Consider the following 17,378-nt stretch of genomic DNA (forward strand, 5'->3'; position numbering starts at 1 on the left):
CCGAAAGAGATGAGAAGGCATATGTGCGGCACGGTCGGTCTGTTCTTAGGGTGCTCCGCGGTCAGCTTCTGCCCTGCCAAGAACCGGTTCGGGGCGGCCGCCGGCGGCGGAGCGGACGAGCCGGGGGAAGGAGAGGAGCGGGGGGAAGAAGGGGAGCCGGGGGAGGAGGAAGACCTCGGACAGGACGGGGCGCCCCTCGGCCCGGGGGCGGATTCCTACCGGAGTCCGTTCCGGACCTGGTACGAGCGGGCTGCCACCAGGACCGCGCCACGACGCGTGGTGAGGGGCGACCTGGACACGGCGGAGTTCTTCCCCGCCGAACTCGTGCCGGTGGCACGTCACCCGCTCGTGCGGGCACTGCCGGACGCCGTCCGCCGCGAAGTGATCGTCCAGCACCTCTACCGCTACCTGGACTTCACCGCGAAGTTGGAACACCTGGTGGTGAACCGGACCGCACTGGGCATATCGCAGGGCACCGTCGGGCTCGAGCTTCCCGCCGAGATGCGGCTGGACGCGCTCAAGATCTATGTCGACGAGGGCTACCACGCGCTCATGTCCGTCGACCTGCTGCAGCAGATCAGCGGCGGCACCGGCATCGCACCGAGGCTCCCCGGCGAACCCTTCTTCCTCACCCGCCTGGCAGCCCTGCGCGAGGCGAGCCCGGCGCCCATGCGGCCCCTGCTGGAGATCCTCTTCGTCATCGTCTCCGAAACGCTCATCTCCGGGAGCCTGTCGGCGGTGCCGCAGGAGGGCGCGGTACTGCCGGAAGTCCGTGCCACCATCCGGGACCACGCGCTCGACGAGGGCCGCCACCACACCTACTTCGCCATCATGCTGCGCTACCTCTGGGGCGCGCTGGACCCGGCCACCCGCGGATGGGCCGCCCGGCAGGTACCCCAGCTGATCCACTGCTTCCTCGCCCCGGACCTGCCGGCCCTGCGTGCGGAACTGCGCCGGTACGGGATGCCGGCCGACGCGGCCGAGCAGGTGCTCGCCGAGGTCTACGACCCACGGACCGTGGACGCGTTCGTACGGTCCGCCGCGCAGCAGACGGTCCGCCACTTCGCCTCCCTCGGGGTCCTGGAGGACCCGCGGGTCAGGGAGGCGTTCCTGGCGGCGGGGCTCCTGGAGCCGTGAGCGGGGAGGCAGCGGTCCGGCGGGCGGCAGCCGTGCGTGTACCGGAGAAGGGCAGAAAGGAACGGACTGTGGCAGGAACAGAGGAAAACGCGGAGACGGCGGCGGCCGTATACGTCCAGGGGCGACCGGTCGACTCGTACCCGGTCCTCCCGCCCGGCGCGTTCGATGCGACGGTGCGTCGCATCACGGTGACCGGGGAAGAGGTGCTGCACCGGCCGTGCCGGGAGGTGGTGGAGTTCGGAACGGTGGAACTGGCCTCCCTGATCGACGACATGTTCATCACGATGCACATCGCCCAGGGGGCGGGCCTGGCCGCCAATCAGGTAGGAGCGGACCTACGGGTCTTCGTGTTCGACTGCGTCGACGACGACGGGGTGCGCAACGTCGGACACCTGTGCAACCCGGTGATCGACACCTCGGCGACGGCACCGCGGAACCTCATCGAGCACACCGAGGGCTGCCTGTCCGTACCCGGAGCCGAGAGCGTGATGGCCCGACCCGACAGGGTGTCCGTGCACGGCACCGACATGGACGGACGACCCCTCGTCATCGAGGGAACCGGGTACTTCGCCCGGTGCCTGGAACACGAGGTGGATCACCTCAACGGCATCATCTACCTCGATCGGATGTCCAGGAAGGAACGCCGTCGGGTCCTGCGCGAGATGGCCGAGCACCGCGAGGAGGTCTTCGAGGCGCGCCGGACCCGGGCGGCCCGGCTCACCGACCGGCCGTAGCCGCCGGCTGCTGTACTGACGCTCCGGCGGCGTGCGATCGGTCAGGTGCCGGTGGTGCCGCCTGATCGACCGCTGGCGGGAGCCCGCCGTGTGATCTCGGCGGCGTAGGAGCTGGCAGTGCCGGTTTCCGTCGTCCAGTGGTCGGCGGTCTGCTGGGCGAATCCGAGCAACCGGCTGAAGACGTACGCGGGCAGTTCCCGGGCGAGCTCCATCAGCGAGGCGTGGCGTGCTGGGCGGACCCGGATACCGAGGGCCTTGAGGTGCAGGGCCGGGCTGGAGGGTTCCATGGGCCGTCCCGCGCATGCGCCGGGGAACAACCAACGCGGGGCCTGTCCGGCCAAGGCGGCCGTCGTGGGTGCGTACGACGGCGTCGACGGTCGATCGGCAGATCAGGGCGGGCGGCTGGGCGAGCAGCAGCAGGAGGAGCACGCTGCTCTGGTCGTCTCTGCCGAACGTCCGCGGCAGACCTCCGTACGAGCCGCGTCCCAGCCGGTTGCGGACCCGGTCCGCGGGGACCGGGATCGTGGCTTTGTGACGGCGAGGTGGATTCTGATCGTCAGTCCGCCGCGGGTGCGCCCGGGGCCGTGGTCCGCTGACTGGACGGCGTTTCCACCGGGTGGTTCCTTTCGGCGGTCCCCCCTTTTCTCTGCCCCGGCGGCGTGCTGGTGGGTCCGGCAGACGGTGGAGCCGACGTTGACGTCCCAGGTGATCAGTGCGTTGTGTATGCCCCGGTCTGGAGCCGGGGAGGATCTTGGCTGACGTCCCGTCCCGCCACGGGGCGCCGATCAGGGTCCGCCACCGTATGTCGTCCATCAGCTGCCGCCGCGTCCGCACCTGCGGTCGGCCGGGCCTGATGCCCTGGACAGGACAACGACCCAGCAAGTTACGCGAACCTCACCGGTAGTACCGGTCAGCACTGCCCGATCAAGATCGGTACATCAGTACCTGTCGGATGTGCCTTTTGTGTTGGCCGAGCTCCACTGTCTCCCATGGGCTCCTCGCTCTTCACTGTCGGAAGTGAGCATCTTCGTCCATCTGATCGCTTACAGCACTATCCGGATCCACTGGCTTAAGGGACTGCTCCCGTGACTGCCCGTTGGGCCGCGTGCTCCGACGACGGGTCGGTGCAGGCTGTTACAGATCGGCGAGGTGTCTCGTACACGTAGATCATTTCCGCAAGAACTCGACCATTTCACCTTCGCCCGTACATGCAATTGGAGAATCGATGCCGGCCCACTTCTATGAGCTCCTTACCCTTTCGGTCAGGAACAACTGCATTCAGCGCGAGATATACGACTACGGATCTCCTTATCACCTCTTCGCCACTGCAGACCGGCCGTACTGGTCTCAACACTATGAGGCGACTGATGTGTCTCGTCTCATGCAGGCGTGGCAGGAGTGCACGGACTCGACATTTGCCCTTCAGCGGGATGGGCTGACGCAATGGCTCAATGATAATGCCGACATTACTATCAAAGAAGTATTCGAGCGGTTCATCACTCTCGAACAGATCTCCCTGTATGCCGCGAAGGCGGCTCCTCCTGCCGCCGGTGGGGCCCAATCTGGTGCCGCAGATACTCGCACGCCGGAAACTGTAGGAGGAGAGAAATCCGGTCCCCGGGAAGACTCGTCGCAGCCCTCTCTAGACACCGATAAATATGACAAGTGCGTAGGAGTTCTGCGCAAATTCAACAACAAGCCCATCGCACCCTCTCATTTCGAAAAGGTACTCGAAGCCTTGGACTCATTCGGGGATGATGTATTTTCTGTTCGGTTTACTGAACGAGACGCCGAATTCGAGATCCAGGATAGTCCCAATCTGGACGATGTGACGTTCACCCGTCGCTAGGCGTCCACTAGATCCGCCACCTCTTGATGAACAAAGGAAAGACCTCATGACGGAATTTGTCGGCGATGCGATACAGCCGGGGATGAATACTGCCCAGATGCTGAATGGTGCTTTTCAGCTTCTGCCGCCGGTTGGTACCACTACCCTGGACAAGGTGGTGAACAAGGACGGATTCGGCAGTGGGACCACGTTTGGCAGGCACCCTGTCAAGAAGGCCACCAATCTCTTCAAGATTCAGTTCACCTATTCGAAGAACCGCAGTGCCCTGGTGACCATCAACCCGATCACGGCAGGTAAGCGTGCCGTGCAGAGGGCGGCGACCAACATCCAGAAGGTAGCCCACCAGGCAATGTATTCCAAGGATGACGCGGTCGTCCAGGGCGATAAGCATAAGCTGGAGCAGTTCGAGCTTCATACGCGTTTCGTCGTCCCGATGGAGATGACATTCGACCTTACTCCGTTTGAGCGCAAGGTGGGTATACCTTACGACGAGTACAAGATCGATCGGGAGGGTGCCGCGCAGAGGGGCGAACCGATCGCTCCGTATGACGGCCCGGTCCTCTCGGACTACCTGCAGATCACCACCCTCGATATCCATCTCGGCTCTCACGTCAATTCCTGCAATGCAAATTCGGAACCGCTAAAGGTAACTGCAGAGGTTTTTCCGGACGATCATGCGGATGGGAGGGAAAGCCGCTACATCAGGGTGCTCTTGCATATCTTTGCTCCAGGTCTCCGGGGCCTGGCCAAGGTGCAGGAGGACTACGAGATCAAGTTCAAGGTCTCCAGCGACTTCACCTGGGACGTCGTATACGACGAGATCCCTGAAGACTGGACCGAGCAGGAGAAGGCGCAAGAGCTGGCCAGGCGGGAAGAGCTCGAGGCGCATATCGAGTTCAGGAAGCCGAAGAACCCGAAGGTAGGTTCTGTGAAGCGGCAAAAGGCTCTTCAGAAGCGGGGCGCCGCTACAAAGGGGAGTTCCTTCGTCCTGGACCCGACTATACCGGCTGATCAGATCACGGAGGAGCAACTCGCGCAGGGCTTCCGGCAGATTTTCGATCTTGCGGTCAACGGGAAACTGGATGCTGCGGAGAAGGCTCTGGAGCTCCTTGCAGAACAGACGAATACTGGCAATATCGGTCTCGGTTTCCTCCTCACCACACATATCCGTAAATTCGGGTTGACCACGTTCCCGCAGAAATTTATGGACGCAAACTGCAAGGCTAGACCTGTTCTTGAGTGGATCAACCAGACAATGGGGCCCACCGCTCGATTGGACCAGGTGATCGATCTGATCGTCGCGGGAGGGAAAGGTCGCGCGAACAAGCTCCAGATGGCCCGAAAGGCTCTGGAGAAAGAGTTCCAAGACAATAAGAATAAGAAGATTAATTTTCTCTTGAAGGCGGCTGCTGCTCGCGGCATGGTCGTGGTTCCCCAGGCCGGTGTGACGCTTCGTGAGCTGTTCGACGCCATTGCGGACGCCTACGGGAAGACAGCTGAGACAACGACCCTGAGTAAGGCTGATCCCGGGGAGAGTTCGAGTATCCTCATATCGAATGAGCAGATCCCCCTGTCGACGTCCGCAGAATGGTGCAGGAAAATAGGCGGTGCGTTTGGGGGCAAGAATCCGGGCGACGCCCTCGACTTCCTGGATGAATACACGAGAATTCCGGGGTCCCGAGCACGTACGATGAGTGAGGCCCTGCTCGGCCTTCTCCAGGACTGCGGAATCAGTGACGCCGAGGTGACCCTCCCGCTCATGATCTCCAGCATGAATGCGAACCCCACTCCTCAGGATATTGAGACGGAAATCGATAACGTCATCGCGGCGCTGAGTAAGCTTCACGACCGCATGCGGACTGCTTCCTGACCAGGGCTAATTCATAGTCGTAGCCGTTGGGAGAAATTTCAGGGCAGTGCCCGTCACGGCAGCTGTGGACAGCCGCGGTCGCGATTTCCGATCATGGTGTCGCGTCGGTGCAGTGTGCCGGCGTTGGTGGAAGTGGCGGGCTCGGTGTTGGTGGAGGCGCCGCCAGGGAGACCATCAGAGCCGGTGCTCGGGGTTGCGTCGGGGTGGCGGGAGGACTAGGGCCCGGAGGAGACGGGGGTTCGTGGCTGCTGCGGGGGGACCAGACCGGCCTCTCCGGGGTCGTCGCGGGTGGCCTGTGTGGCGCGTTCCTGGCCCCGAGGCGTCAGGGCGAATTCCCCGGGCGGTGACGGTCTGTCACATTATGGAAAAGGTGCCCCTTGACCTGCGACGATCCGGCTTGGCTATGGCTTGGATCGTGAGTGGGTGGGGGCACCTTTCACATGCAAAGTATTCAGTGGGCACGTGAGCTGGTGATGTCGGGGGAAGGGGCATGTGGGCAGGGCGCGGCTGAGGCTGCGGCTGCTCGCGGAGCGTACTGGTCTGACCCGGGCGTTGTCGGCGGCGCTCACCCGGCCGGGCCCCCGGCCTCGGAGCGGTCCCCCATGTGACCGACAGCGGCTCCTCGGAAGAGAGCAGCTCCTTCGGCGGTGACGACTGACCGAGGAGGTGTGCCCGTCGGGAGATCGGAGGAGCGTGGCCGCCCCAAAGGCGGTACGAGGCCATCGGGTTCCTGAGCCCGCAGAGCGATTGCAAGTTCAGGGATCGCGTAGATCGTCCACGGCCTGTGGGGGCAGGTGGCACCGGCGCAGGGATGTGATCGGCGATCATCAGCGTGACAAGCGCACCAGGGCCACCCGAACGATCCGAGACGTTTGCGAACACAGCACCACCTGAATCTTGGATGGCACGGACAGCCCGCTCCTACTCGGAACTTGAAGCCGCCCTTCCCCGATGTGGTGCGAGGAGTTCTCGATTCCCCAACTGCCCGCGGATGGCCAGGCGGGCGGGGGAGGGCGATCCGGCCGAGTTCGTCCGTGATCGCGCAAGTGGGGAGATGCACCGCACCGGATGCCGCGACCCGGCAAACGCGGATCCTGGTCGAACGTGTCCTGGCCGGCCGGCCGGACGCGCATGTCGCAGCCGGGATGGGCATATCGAGGCCCACCGGCCCACAAGTGGGTCCGCCGGTGGCGGGCCGATGGCGACGCCGGGCTGCATGACCGCTCCAGCCGCCCGCACATGACACCTCACCGAACACCACCGCGGTCGAAGCCCGGGTCTGTGACCTGTGCCGAAGCCGAAAGCTCGGCCCTGCCCGGATCGGCCCGATCCTGGGCCTGCCCGCCTCGACCGTGCACCGGATCATGACCCGTCACGGCCTGGGCCGCCTGGCCCGGCTCGACCGGCCCACCGGGCAGCCGGTCCGCCGCTACGCCGCGACCGACCCGGCGAACTCATCCACGTTGACATCAGGAAACTCGGCCGGATCCCTGACGGCGGCGGCCACAAGGTCATGGACCGTCGCACCGTGATGGACAACAAGATCGCCACCACCGCCGAGCGCAAAAGCTCCAAGCCGGTGATCGGCTACGCCTACGTCCACTCCGCAGTCGACGACCACGCCCGCCTCGCTTACAGCGAAGTCCTCACCGACGAGCGCAAGGACACGACGACCAGCTTCTGGCAACGAGCCGCCGCCTTCTTCGCCGCCCGTGACATCATCGTCGAACGCGTTCTGACCGACAACGGCTCCTGCTGCCAATCCAAGCTCTTCACCCGGGCCTTGGTCGCAGCCGGCATCGCCCACAAACGCACCCGGCCCTACCGGCCACAGACCAACGGCAAGGTCGAACGCTTCAACCGCACCCTCCTCGAAGAGCGGGCCTGCCTGCGGCCCTACACCTCCAACGATGAGCGGACAGCAGCCCTGGCAGAACTTCCTCCGCGCCTACAACACCACCGCTTCCACACCGCACTGGATGCGGTGAGGGGCGATGACGGGACGCACACGGCGACATCAAGGACTTTGAAGAGATAGGACTCCATGATCCACGGGCGCCGTATTGACGCGCGTTACCGTCCCACGGACCGCACTGATCCACTCGGAATCGGAATCGGAATCGGACGACGCCGGCAAACGCCGGGGCCCCTGGGCGCACGGTCCCAGGGGTCAGCGGCCGGTCCAATCTGCGGAGGCGAGCTGGGTCCGGAGGTCTCGTGATTGCGCGGCTACCTTCGTCGCCTTGTCTTGAGCGCGGTTTATGCACTTCGGTGTGATCGCCTCGGCGGCAGCCGGGTAGCCGGTGATGCGCAGGATTCCCTGGTAAGGCATGTATTTGTGCTCAAAATCATTGTCCGTGATGATCTTGTTGGTGCGTTCAACGAGCTTCTCACATTTAATGTTGGCGATGCGACTCTGCTTGGAGATTTCCTCGAGGTCTTTTATGAGCTCCCACCCTCCGGGACCTGTTAGCAGCCTGTTCTTGTCCCGACGGATCAGCCTGGACGCAGGCATGGGTGAAATGCTCTTGGAGATGTGTTCATTGATGTATTTTGCGAGCTCCTGGAGTGTGGCGTAGCATTTATTCGCGGCGTCGGAGGTGGGCTGCAGCGCCCCCGTGTTCTTGTCTGACCTGATGATTTCTTCGTATCTTTTGAACTCGTCGATTTCGGATTCGGCTACATTGAGGAGGCGGGTGAATTCTGATCTTTGGTTTTCGAGTCCAAGGTATTCTGATTTAGTCCAGTCCTTCTGCTCGATGTGGTTCTGGAAGGTCCCCAGGCACCCCCGGTCCGAGAGGATCTCTTTCCGCATGCGCCGCATCAGGAGGCGCATGATGATCACGTTGAATTTTATTGCGTCCGCGATGGCTGCCGCGTCCGCATCCTTCAACTTGGTGGATTCACGTGTGAAGAGGAGGCGGCCGATGACAGGGATGCTGTTGTCCCTCCGTTTCGGCTTGCGGCTCCTGGCGGGCTGGAAGGCCGGGATGAGGGGACGGGGTCGGTTGGTGGCGCCCGGCGAGAAGGAGGACGACGCGGCCTGTGTGGCGGGCGGCGTGCTACCGGCCGGCTGCCCCTGCCCCTGCCCCTGCCCCTGCGAGGCGGTGTGTGCCTGTTGATTCCCCGCAGGCTTGATGCCGGCACCCCTGACCTCGACATCCGCCACCCGCCCCTGCCCGCCGCCCCCGCCCCTGGGGGTCGGGGGCGGAGCTTCGTCGACCGGTATGTGGCTCCACGCGTAGCTGAACCACTGGCCCGCGTACTGCTGCCAGTAGGCCATTTCCGCCCCCAGCTCGGGCAGGTCATCGCAGCGGATGAAGTCCTTCCAGTACTCCATGCTCCGGGCGATCGACGCCATTGATTCCAGCATCTTCTGGAACGCTTCGTACGCCTTGGTGAGATCCTCACGAAGGGCAGTGCTGGTCCCGTTCTCGCTGTTCGCGTAGTACTGCCCGATTTTCTTCCAGGCGTCTTCCCGTTCACATATGCAGTTTTCGGTGAATTCCTTCGTAAATCCCTTGAGGAATTTCGTCACCTCAACGCAGAGATTCTTGGCTTGGGTTTGGCCCTGAACCTGGGTGAAGGAGCCGATCGCATTAGTGAGCTCAATCGTCATGCGGTGCTTCGTGTAAATCTGATGGGAATCGACGAGGAGGCCGGCCCACGGGCTTCCCTGTGACTCGTAGTACGGCGCGTAGGCGAGGCTCGCGACGTCCAGGAACAGTTTGTCGAACTGTTCCAGATCGGTGGTCACCTGCCGGTAGGCATCTTTCACCATCTCCATGTGCTCACATCTCCTTGACCGGGTAGCTGCGGCCCCCGGCGCGGGCCGTCCCCGACCGGGACGCAGACGTGGCGGTGTGCAGGCTGCGCTCGCGGACCAGCGGGGCCGGGGCGACCGGCTCGGGCAGCAGGTCGGCGGTCAGGATCACCTGGAAGGAGGTCCGCTGGGCCAGCCCGGCGGCGCCCCACATCCCGTCCGCGGTCGGCAGGCCTTCGGGAGCCACGGCCAGCCGGGCAGGTGCGCCCTCGGTGAGGGAGCCGGTCAGGCACCCGGCAGGCAGCTGCCGGTGGCCGGCCAGGAGGTCGAGTGCCTCGCCGAGCAGGCGCGTCTCCTCGTCCGGGTCCCCCTCGGACCAGGCCCACAGCGCGTAGCCGAGCTTGAAGCGGCGGGCCGGCCCGCCGCGGGCGACGACGCGACCCGCATCGTCGCGCATGTCGTACCAGTCGCCGCCGATGCCGGTCGGAGTCTCCTCGATCCGGTGCAGGTAGAGGCCGATGCCGTGGGGCTGCGCGATCGCGGCGTCGTGCCAGTGGGCGAGTGAACCGGAGAACACCGACTCGCCTTCCGGCAGAAGGGATTGCAGCAGCCGGCGCAGGGAGTTGGTGGCGTCGCTGAGAATCATGCTCCGAATTCTGCGCCACCCGTTCCCCTTCCCGCGCCCGGCGGAAGGACAGGAGGTCATGCCTGTTCGGTGCCCTTTCGCGCTGCGCGTTCAGGGATTCCCGAAGGGGCAATTCCATGCCCGTCCGGCCACCCGTTCGCTTCTCCTGCCGCCGGCCTGCCCGGGCGATCGTATAGCTACGAGAAACGACCGTCGGAGGACGAATTGCCCAGCTACCTGTCACCAGGCGTCTATGTCGAGGAAGTGCCGTCGGGGTCCAAGCCCATCGAAGGCGTCGGCACCGCCGTGTGCGCCTTCGTCGGCCTTGCCGAGCAGGGGCCGGTGAACGAGCCCACACTCGTCACGAACTGGACCCAGTACGCACAGACCTTCGGCGAGTTCACCGAGAACTCCCACCTAGCCCACAGCGTCTACGGATATTTCCTGAACGGCGGCGGCAGCGCGTACATCGTGCGCATCGAGGCCTCGGGCGGTGAGACCGAGCCGGCGTCCGCGCAGGCCGTCCTGCGCGATGCTCAGGGCGAGGCGGTGCTACTGGTCCACGCCGCGGACGCGGGTGCGGCGGGGAACGGCCTGCGGGTCGTGACCGAGCCCGCCCACGACCGGGACGAAGGCCTCTTCAAGCTCGCCGTCCTCAAGGACGGCAGGCCCGTCGAGTCCTTCGACAAGCTCACCGCGGCCAAGGCCGTAGCGGCGGTCAACCAGCGCTCCCGGCTCATCCGGCTGGAGGCCGTCACGGAAGCCGCCGCCACGCCCGCCCAGCAGGGCGTGCAGTGCGAGGGCGGTGTGGACGCAGGGGCCGTGCCCGCCACGCTCAGCCCCGCCGACTTCATCGGTGACGCCCTGGCCCGAACGGGCATCTCCGCTCTGGAGGCCGTGGACGGCGTCACGATGGTGGCCGTGCCCGACGCCATGACGGCCCTCGAAGCCGGGCTGCTAGACAGCGACGGCGCGAAGGCCGTCCAGCTCGCCGTCATCGCACACTGCGAGCTGATGTCCGACCGCGTCGCCGTCCTCGACACCCCGGCCGGGCTCAATGCCCAGCAGGTGCGCGACTGGCGGGTGGACGAGGCCGGCTACGACTCGAAGTACGCAGCCCTGTACTGGCCGTGGGTCAAGGTCATGGACCCCGCCACCGGCAAGCCCCGCTTCCTGCCGCCCAGTGGCCACATGGCCGGCATCTGGGCCCGCAACGACGACACCCGCGGTGTCCACAAGGCTCCGGCGAACGAGACCCTGCGCGGTCCGCTCGCGCTCGAACTGGCCATCACCCGCCGCGAACACGACCTGCTCAACCCACTCGGTGTGAACTGCATCCGGGTCTTCCCCGGCCAGGGCATCCGGGTCTGGGGCGCCCGGACGCTCAGTAGCGACCCGGAGTGGCGCTACCTCAACGTCCGGCGTCTGTTCAACTTCGTCGAGAGCTCGATCCTCCAGGGCACCAACTGGGTGGTGTTCGAACCGAACGACCCCAAGCTGTGGGACTCGGTCAAGCGCACCATCACGTCGTTCCTGCGCGGGGTCTGGCGCGACGGGGCGCTGTACGGCCGCACCCCCGACGACGCGTTCTACGTCAAGTGCGACCAGGAGAACAACCCGGAGGACAGCCGCGACCGCGGTGTCCTGACCGTCGAGGTCGGCATCGCGGCCGTCAAGCCCGCGGAATTCGTCGTCTTCCGCATCTCCCAGTACTCCGAAGGCGCCTCGCTGGACGAGTAGTACCCACCGGGGCGCCTGCCGGTTCCCGGCCCACCGGGAACCGGCAGACGCCCCACCCACCGCCCCACCCCCCATTCGCACCTGCACGAAGGGAGACTGCCCGTGTCGGCAGGACTCGGAGACCACGACGCTCTCACAGCGGCCCGCTTCTCCATCACCATCGACGGACACGAGATCGCCTCGTTCTCCGAACTTTCAGGCATCACGACCGAAGTGGAGCCCGTCGACTACCTGTCCTCCAACGACAAGGAGGTCATCTTCAAGAAGCTTCCCGGCAAGGCCAAGCCGCCCACGGTCGTGCTCCGCCGCGGCAAGACCGGCGGGATGGAGCTGTGGGCCTGGCACCAGTCGGTGCTGGCCGGCAACATCACGAGCGCCCGCAGGAGCTGCTCGCTGGTCATGTACAGCTTCGACGGCAAGCCGGTCGCCCGTTATTACCTCTTCAACGCCTGGCCCTCCAAGCTGGAGATCGGCGGGCTCAAGGCGGGCGCGACCGAGGTCCTGATGGAGACCACCACCCTCGTGTGCGAAAGCATCCAGCGGGTGTCGGCATGACGGACGACACCCTGCGCACCGAGTACCCCTTCACCCTGCCCCGCGGCTACGTGGACCAGAGCGGCGCGATCCACCGCCAGGGCGTCATGCGCCTGGCCACGGCCCGCGACGAGATCACCCCGCAGTCCGACGCGCGCGTCCGCGGCAACCCCGCCTACCTCACGGTCCTGCTCCTGGAGCGCACCGTCATCGCCCTCGGTGACCTTCCCGAGGTCAACGGCTACGTCATCGAGAACCTCTTCGCCTCCGACCTCGCGTTCCTGCAGGACCTGTACAAGCGGGTCAACCAGCAGGGGACGACCGAGGCCGCGGTGGCGTGCCCGGAGTGCAGCCACGAGTTCGCGGTGGACCTCTCCGGTGATGCCCCGGGGGAATGCTGACGTACGCAGCCGACCGCCTCTGGGAAGAGGCTGCGTACGTGGCGTACTACCTCCACTGGTCCCTGGACGCGGTGCTCGCCCTCGAGCACCCCGTCCGCGCCCGGATGATCGAGGAGATCGGCAAGATCAACCGGCAGCTGTCCGAAGAGTGACCGTGCCGGGATACGAGGGGGCCCGCCGGTGCGCCTCACACGGGCGAACCCCGGCCCGCCGCTCCGTGACCCCGGGCCCCGCCGCTCCGTGACCCCGGGCCCCGCCGATCCGCCCCGCCGACAAGGAACGACATGAACTGGCCCTTCCGCCGCCGTGGTGGCAACCCCACCGGATCCGGACAGCAGCCCGCCGCCCCCCAGCCCGCCGCCCCCGGCGGCCCGGCGGCGGCCGCCCCGCCCTCCGAACCCGCAGCATGGCGGCGCCTGCCTCCGCTCGCCGGACCTCTGACGGCCCCGGCCGCACAAGGGCTCACCGCACCACCGGTCGCCGACCGGACCCTCCGCGCGGCCGGCACGATGCTGGCCACGGCGGCCCCCTCCGCCGGCGGCGAGAAGCCTTCCGAGGTGCCTGCCGGCCGGGTGGAGGGGTTGGCCAAGGCGGTCCCGCTGCGCCACGTGCAGCCGCGGCGGACCCCGGAGACCGGGCTCGCGGAGACGCCGGCCCTCCCACGACTCGGCAGCCCCGTGCAGGGCCGCACAGGGGACGCCGCCGCATCCGCCGCGGTTCTGCCCGCCGCGGACCTCCCGGCCCCGGAGCTGCCGGCCGCCCCTGCGGTGCGGCAGGTCCCCGTGGTGCGTACGCCGGAGCCGCCCGCGCAGGACCTGACCCGGGTCACCGAGGGCAGTGTCGGAGAGCCCCGCCGGGCCACCGAGTCCACCCACCCCCCGGCGTGGATGAACGCCGGCGCCGTCGGCTCCGCCACCGATCTCGCCTCGCTGCTGTTCCCGCAGGCGGGCGACCTGCCTTCGCCCTTCTTCGACACCCCGGCGGCCTCCGTACCGGATCCCGCCGCCCGGGCCGAGCCGACCGCGCGCGAGCACCTGGTGCGGCGGAACCTCGGGCAGAGCCGCCGCCTGGGGCTGGGTGCGGCGCTGTCCCACACTCCCCACCCGGACCCGGCCGCCCTGGGGGAGGAGGACGGCAGGCCTCCGCCGGCCGCCCTCCTCCACCCGCTCCCGGTGTCCGAGCCGGACCCGGCACCCGCCGGGCCGCCTCCCACCCCCGCAGAGCACCGCACCGAGCTTCCCGCCCCGCCCGCGACGGCACCCGACCCGGCCCCGCACCAGGGCGCCGACCCTGCCGGCCGGGGCGGTCCGGCCGCAGCCGACGGGCCGCCCCGGCCGCCGCTGCACCACCGCGCTGCCACGCCCGCCGCCACGGCCCCCGCCGACCTGGCCCGCGCCGTGTCCAACCTGCACGGCATCGACGTCACCGGCACCACACTGCACACGGGCGCGCAGGCCACCAGCATGGCCCAGGACATGTCGGCGAAGGCGTTCACCAAGAACGCGGAGGTGTACCTCCCCGACACCGCCGCGTCGATGGATTCCGCCCGCACCCGCGGACTCATCGCCCACGAGCTGACCCATGTCGCGCAGCAGAAGCGGTACGGCAACAACCTGCCGCCCGAGAACTCGCCCGCCGGCCGTGCCCTGGAGGCCGAGGCCGTCTCCGCCGAGCGCCACTTCCGCGGGGATCCCGGCGCTCCGGCGCCGCTGGTCCACCGCAAGCCCGTCACGGACACACCCGATCCCGAGGAGATCCGGCGCCTGATCACGCAGATGGCGCCCGCGACACCGCCTCCTGCGCCGCCGCCCCCTCCAGCGCCCGAACCGGAACCCCAGGCCGCCGCGCCCGTGTCCGAGCCGGCCTTCTCCGGACTCCCGGAGATGTCGTGGACTCCTGAGACCGGCCTGGTGGACGGCGTACAGCGCGCCTCCAGGGACACGGTCGTCGAGGAGTACCTCGCGGAGCTCAACCATGCGACCCGCCACGACACGGGCCACCGCTCCAACCTCACGAGCGACGACCTGACCACCCAGCAGCACCAGGAGATGATCGATTTCCGGCTGAAGCACTTCCTCGCACAGGGCACCCGTGAGGACGTCATCGTGCAGTTCCTCGCCGAGAGGAACTACGAGCAGCGCCACACGCGCGGTGACGGTCCGCTGCTGACCGCAGCAGACCTGCAGACGGACCCGGCGTTGAAGGACGCGATCGAATTCCGTCTCAGCGAGGCCGCGAGGACCGGCAGGCTCACCTCGGACGATGACGACGACGACATAGGCCCGGAGCGGGACATCCACTGGCTCAAGGGCCAGGTGGGCCTCAACCTCGCACAGGGGCTGGCCTCGCAGTTCGGCATCAACATGGATCGCAAGCGCCGCGATGCCGTACGGGAGTTCTTCGGGGGCCGGCGCCCGGCGGAGGACGAGGACGGCGACGAGGCTCCGCTCCCTCCCCCCTTCAGGAATCCCGTACCGGCCCGGCCCCCGCAACCGTCCGCTCCCGGGGCAGGACGCTCCGCGACGGGGCTGCAGAAGTCCAGCCTTCCGGCAGCCTCCGCACAGGAGTCCGTTAAGGAGGCCGGTGGCCATACTGGGCCGCAGGGCTTCGGTACCGGTGCCGAGCAGCAGAAGAACGGGCTGCGGCCACCGTGGGCCTCGCAGCTCCCCCCGGTCGCCCACGTGACGGGCGGGGACGACGAGGACGGCGACGGTTCCGACAGCACCACCGGCACGGGGCTCGACGTCTGGAAAGAGGTCAAGAGCTCGCTGTGGACGGCGGCCACCGCCGGATTCCTCCATCCCTCCGAAAAGGAGGAGCCGGAGGAGAAGGACGAAGTCGATTTCACCACGGCGTTCCGGGCCAACGCGCTCAAGGAAGACCAGGTGACCGACCTGGCCGAGCGCGTCTACCCCCGGGTCCGGGAGCTGTGGAGCAGCGCGCAGCGCCTCGACGACGCCGCTCGCCGTGACCGCTTTGGATACACGTACTAGGAGCTACACGCATGCCTTTGAGCGACGACAGCACACTCGCACTTGCCAACCGGTTCTCCGTGGAGGTGCACAACGGTGAGTACAACCTCGGCAGTTGGGCCCAGGTCCAGGGACTCGACGTGCAGTGGAAGATGGCTGACTACCGGGCCGGAGACGCCGGCAACGACCGCTGGTACTTCCCCGGTTTCACCGAGTACACCCCCCTCAAGCTGACGCGGGCCGCTTGCAAGGATTCCACGACTGTCCAGAAGTGGCTTTCGAGCAACTCGTTCAAGAGCCAGGGGCACACCGGCGTGATCACCCTGATGGATCCGCACAACCAGCCGGTGATCTCGTGGAGCATGCGCCGGATCATCCCGGTCAAGTGGTCCATCGCCAGCTTCGAGGCCGGGCAGAGCAAGGTCGCGCTGGAGACCCTGGAACTCCAGCACCTCGGCTTCCTCGAAGACGACGTGGCCTAGTCGTGGCCGACTTCTCGAAAACGCCTGCCGGTGCCGCGGCCGGTGGGAGCGCTCAGGGCGAGTGGAACACCAACAAGGCCATGCTCGGCATGGCCATGCGCTTCAAGGTCGAGGTGGGCGGCCTGGACCTCGGCCACTGGTCTTCGTGCCGGGGTCTGAACGTCTCCTTCGAGCACGACGAAGTCGAGTGCGGCGGCAACTACGAGTACAACGTCCTCCTCCCTAAGCGGCTGAAATACGGCGCCGTCACCCTGGTGCGGGCGATCAAGGCCGACGACACGAAGAAGGTCGAGGACTGGCTGCGCAAGGTCACCAAGGAGTGGTACGCCTACGAACTCGGCGGGCCGGAGTACCCGGGCACCGGGATGAAGATCACCCTGATGGATGCCCACAACAACCCCGTTTACCACTGGGAGCTGCGGAACGTCTACCCGAAGAACTGGAAGGGCCCCGACCTCGACTCGGACGCCAACAAGGTCGCTCTGGAGACGCTTGAGCTCGCCCACCAGGGGTTCCTGTAGGAGAGCGCCATGACGAACACCAACGCGGCACTGATCTGCACCGAACCGGCCATGCCCGGGGCAGTCCCCTTCCTGTTGAACCCCGACAAGATCTCGATGAGCCGTGAGCTCGGCTACAAGACCCACGGCAGTACCTCGAAGAACGGAAACAAGCAGGGCGAGACGGGGACCTCGTTCCAGCGCGCCGAAGCTCTCAAGATCGGTCTGAGCGACGTGACGTTCGCCGGCCCCGAGACCAAGGAGCTGTGCGACCAGCTGTTCAACTGGATCAGCCCCGGCGGAGGAGCCCTGGGCCAGACGGCCGCCGCCGCCCAGTTGCAGAAGGGGAGCCTGCTCAGCAGGGTCGGCCTCATCGACGAGGGCTCGTACAACCGGATACCCGTCGTCACCTTCACCTACGGCCCGCCCATGCTGGGTTTCTACTACAACGTGGTGCTGGTCAGCGTGACGGTCAACTACGTGCGTTTCACCCCGTCCGGGATCCCGATCCGCGCCAAGGCGACCATCAACATGAAGGAGCAGCCCAGCCTGCTGGGCACGCTCCCCACCAACCCCACGTCGGGCGGCCTGCCGGGGCGGCGCAGCTACACCGTCACCGAGGGCGAGGACCTGGTGAACCTCGCGAGGACCCAGTACGGGAGCACCTCGCACTGGCGCAAGGTCGCCGATGCCAACGGAATCGACGACCCGTTGCGCATGCGCCCGGGCCAGACCGTCTACCTGCCCAACCCCCACGAGCTCGACTGACCT

At 66.7% G+C, this 17,378-nt stretch carries 15 protein-coding genes and 2 pseudogenes; 13 read left to right on the top strand and 4 right to left on the bottom strand.

Features of this window, described 5'->3' with window-relative positions:
- Positions 1-276 precede the first annotated feature (276 nt).
- Positions 277-1,137: a diiron oxygenase gene (locus OG904_RS33540; protein ID WP_405497574.1), complete on the top strand. Its 861-nt coding sequence runs from the start codon at positions 277-279 to the stop codon at positions 1,135-1,137.
- Positions 1,138-1,205: 68 nt separating this feature from the next.
- Positions 1,206-1,871, top strand: a complete 666-nt coding sequence (gene def, locus OG904_RS33545) for a peptide deformylase (RefSeq protein WP_405497576.1) — start codon at positions 1,206-1,208, stop codon at positions 1,869-1,871.
- A 41-nt stretch (positions 1,872-1,912) separates the two neighbouring features.
- On the opposite strand, the gene OG904_RS33550 is transcribed toward def, so the two are convergent.
- On the bottom strand, positions 1,913-2,158 hold the full coding sequence (locus tag OG904_RS33550; RefSeq protein ID WP_405497578.1) for a hypothetical protein: 246 nt from the start codon (positions 2,156-2,158) through the stop codon (positions 1,913-1,915).
- A 246-nt stretch (positions 2,159-2,404) separates the two neighbouring features.
- Positions 2,405-2,563 (bottom strand): annotated as a pseudogene (locus OG904_RS33555) (IS5/IS1182 family transposase); the annotation flags it as partial.
- Positions 2,564-3,096: 533 nt separating this feature from the next.
- Here OG904_RS33555 and OG904_RS33560 point away from each other — a divergent pair.
- The 3 genes and pseudogenes from OG904_RS33560 to OG904_RS33570 all read left to right on the top strand — a co-directional run bounded on the left by OG904_RS33560 (position 3,097) and on the right by OG904_RS33570 (position 7,628).
- A complete protein-coding gene (locus OG904_RS33560; RefSeq protein ID WP_405497580.1) occupies positions 3,097-3,720 on the top strand; it encodes a hypothetical protein in 624 nt (207 codons plus the stop codon).
- Positions 3,721-3,766: 46 nt separating this feature from the next.
- On the top strand, positions 3,767-5,590 hold the full coding sequence (locus OG904_RS33565; RefSeq protein WP_405497582.1) for a hypothetical protein: 1,824 nt from the start codon (positions 3,767-3,769) through the stop codon (positions 5,588-5,590).
- A 1,068-nt stretch (positions 5,591-6,658) separates the two neighbouring features.
- Positions 6,659-7,628: pseudogene (locus tag OG904_RS33570) on the top strand (IS481 family transposase).
- Positions 7,629-7,760: 132 nt separating this feature from the next.
- Here OG904_RS33570 and OG904_RS33575 read toward each other — a convergent pair.
- Both OG904_RS33575 and OG904_RS33580 read right to left on the bottom strand, forming a co-directional pair.
- Complete coding sequence (locus OG904_RS33575; protein WP_405497584.1) at positions 7,761-9,377, bottom strand: hypothetical protein; 1,617 nt, start codon at positions 9,375-9,377, stop codon at positions 7,761-7,763.
- Between the two features lie 4 nt (positions 9,378-9,381).
- Complete coding sequence (locus OG904_RS33580; RefSeq protein WP_405497586.1) at positions 9,382-9,999, bottom strand: Pvc16 family protein; 618 nt, start codon at positions 9,997-9,999, stop codon at positions 9,382-9,384.
- Between the two features lie 204 nt (positions 10,000-10,203).
- Between OG904_RS33580 and OG904_RS33585 the strand changes: the two genes are divergently transcribed.
- The 8 genes from OG904_RS33585 (at position 10,204) to OG904_RS33620 (ending at position 17,375) form a co-directional block, all read left to right on the top strand.
- Entirely contained in the window at positions 10,204-11,718 is a 1,515-nt protein-coding gene (locus OG904_RS33585) for a phage tail sheath family protein (RefSeq protein WP_405497588.1), read from the top strand.
- 102 nt (positions 11,719-11,820) lie between these two features.
- Positions 11,821-12,273, top strand: coding sequence for a phage tail protein (locus tag OG904_RS33590; protein WP_405497590.1), 453 nt, complete (start codon positions 11,821-11,823; stop codon positions 12,271-12,273).
- Positions 12,270-12,653 carry a hypothetical protein gene (locus tag OG904_RS33595; protein ID WP_405497592.1) on the top strand — a complete coding sequence of 128 codons (384 nt, stop codon included), beginning with the start codon at positions 12,270-12,272 and terminating at the stop codon, positions 12,651-12,653. The genes OG904_RS33590 and OG904_RS33595 overlap by 4 nt, the downstream gene beginning before the upstream one ends.
- Complete coding sequence (locus OG904_RS33600) at positions 12,647-12,805, top strand: DUF6760 family protein (RefSeq protein ID WP_405497594.1); 159 nt, start codon at positions 12,647-12,649, stop codon at positions 12,803-12,805. The genes OG904_RS33595 and OG904_RS33600 overlap by 7 nt, the downstream gene beginning before the upstream one ends.
- Positions 12,806-12,937: 132 nt before the next feature.
- On the top strand, positions 12,938-15,646 hold the full coding sequence (locus tag OG904_RS33605) for a DUF4157 domain-containing protein (protein ID WP_405497596.1): 2,709 nt from the start codon (positions 12,938-12,940) through the stop codon (positions 15,644-15,646).
- Between the two features lie 11 nt (positions 15,647-15,657).
- Positions 15,658-16,107 (top strand): phage tail protein, encoded by a 450-nt coding sequence (locus OG904_RS33610; RefSeq protein WP_405497598.1) that lies wholly within the window; start codon positions 15,658-15,660, stop codon positions 16,105-16,107.
- A gap of 2 nt (positions 16,108-16,109) precedes the next feature.
- Positions 16,110-16,628, top strand: coding sequence for a phage tail protein (locus OG904_RS33615; RefSeq protein WP_405497600.1), 519 nt, complete (start codon positions 16,110-16,112; stop codon positions 16,626-16,628).
- A gap of 9 nt (positions 16,629-16,637) precedes the next feature.
- Positions 16,638-17,375 (top strand): hypothetical protein, encoded by a 738-nt coding sequence (locus OG904_RS33620; protein WP_405497602.1) that lies wholly within the window; start codon positions 16,638-16,640, stop codon positions 17,373-17,375.
- Positions 17,376-17,378: the final 3 nt, after the last annotated feature.

It is taken from the genome of Streptomyces sp. NBC_00096 (genome assembly GCF_045041305.1).
Lineage (GTDB): Bacteria > Actinomycetota > Actinomycetes > Streptomycetales > Streptomycetaceae > Streptomyces.

What these genes read in the sequence shown, in the direction of transcription:
- OG904_RS33550 (WP_405497578.1), bottom strand. Translation starts at nt 2,158, where the DNA reads ATGGAACCCTCCAGCCCGGCCCTGCACCTCAAGGCCCTCGGTATCCGG.
- OG904_RS33560 (WP_405497580.1), top strand. Translation starts at nt 3,097, where the DNA reads ATGCCGGCCCACTTCTATGAGCTCCTTACCCTTTCGGTCAGGAACAAC.
- OG904_RS33565 (WP_405497582.1), top strand. Translation starts at nt 3,767, where the DNA reads ATGACGGAATTTGTCGGCGATGCGATACAGCCGGGGATGAATACTGCC.
- OG904_RS33575 (WP_405497584.1), bottom strand. Translation starts at nt 9,377, where the DNA reads ATGGAGATGGTGAAAGATGCCTACCGGCAGGTGACCACCGATCTGGAA.
- OG904_RS33580 (WP_405497586.1), bottom strand. Translation starts at nt 9,999, where the DNA reads ATGATTCTCAGCGACGCCACCAACTCCCTGCGCCGGCTGCTGCAATCC.
- OG904_RS33595 (WP_405497592.1), top strand. Translation starts at nt 12,270, where the DNA reads ATGACGGACGACACCCTGCGCACCGAGTACCCCTTCACCCTGCCCCGC.
- OG904_RS33600 (WP_405497594.1), top strand. Translation starts at nt 12,647, where the DNA reads ATGCTGACGTACGCAGCCGACCGCCTCTGGGAAGAGGCTGCGTACGTG.
- OG904_RS33605 (WP_405497596.1), top strand. Translation starts at nt 12,938, where the DNA reads ATGAACTGGCCCTTCCGCCGCCGTGGTGGCAACCCCACCGGATCCGGA.
- OG904_RS33610 (WP_405497598.1), top strand. Translation starts at nt 15,658, where the DNA reads ATGCCTTTGAGCGACGACAGCACACTCGCACTTGCCAACCGGTTCTCC.
- OG904_RS33620 (WP_405497602.1), top strand. Translation starts at nt 16,638, where the DNA reads ATGACGAACACCAACGCGGCACTGATCTGCACCGAACCGGCCATGCCC.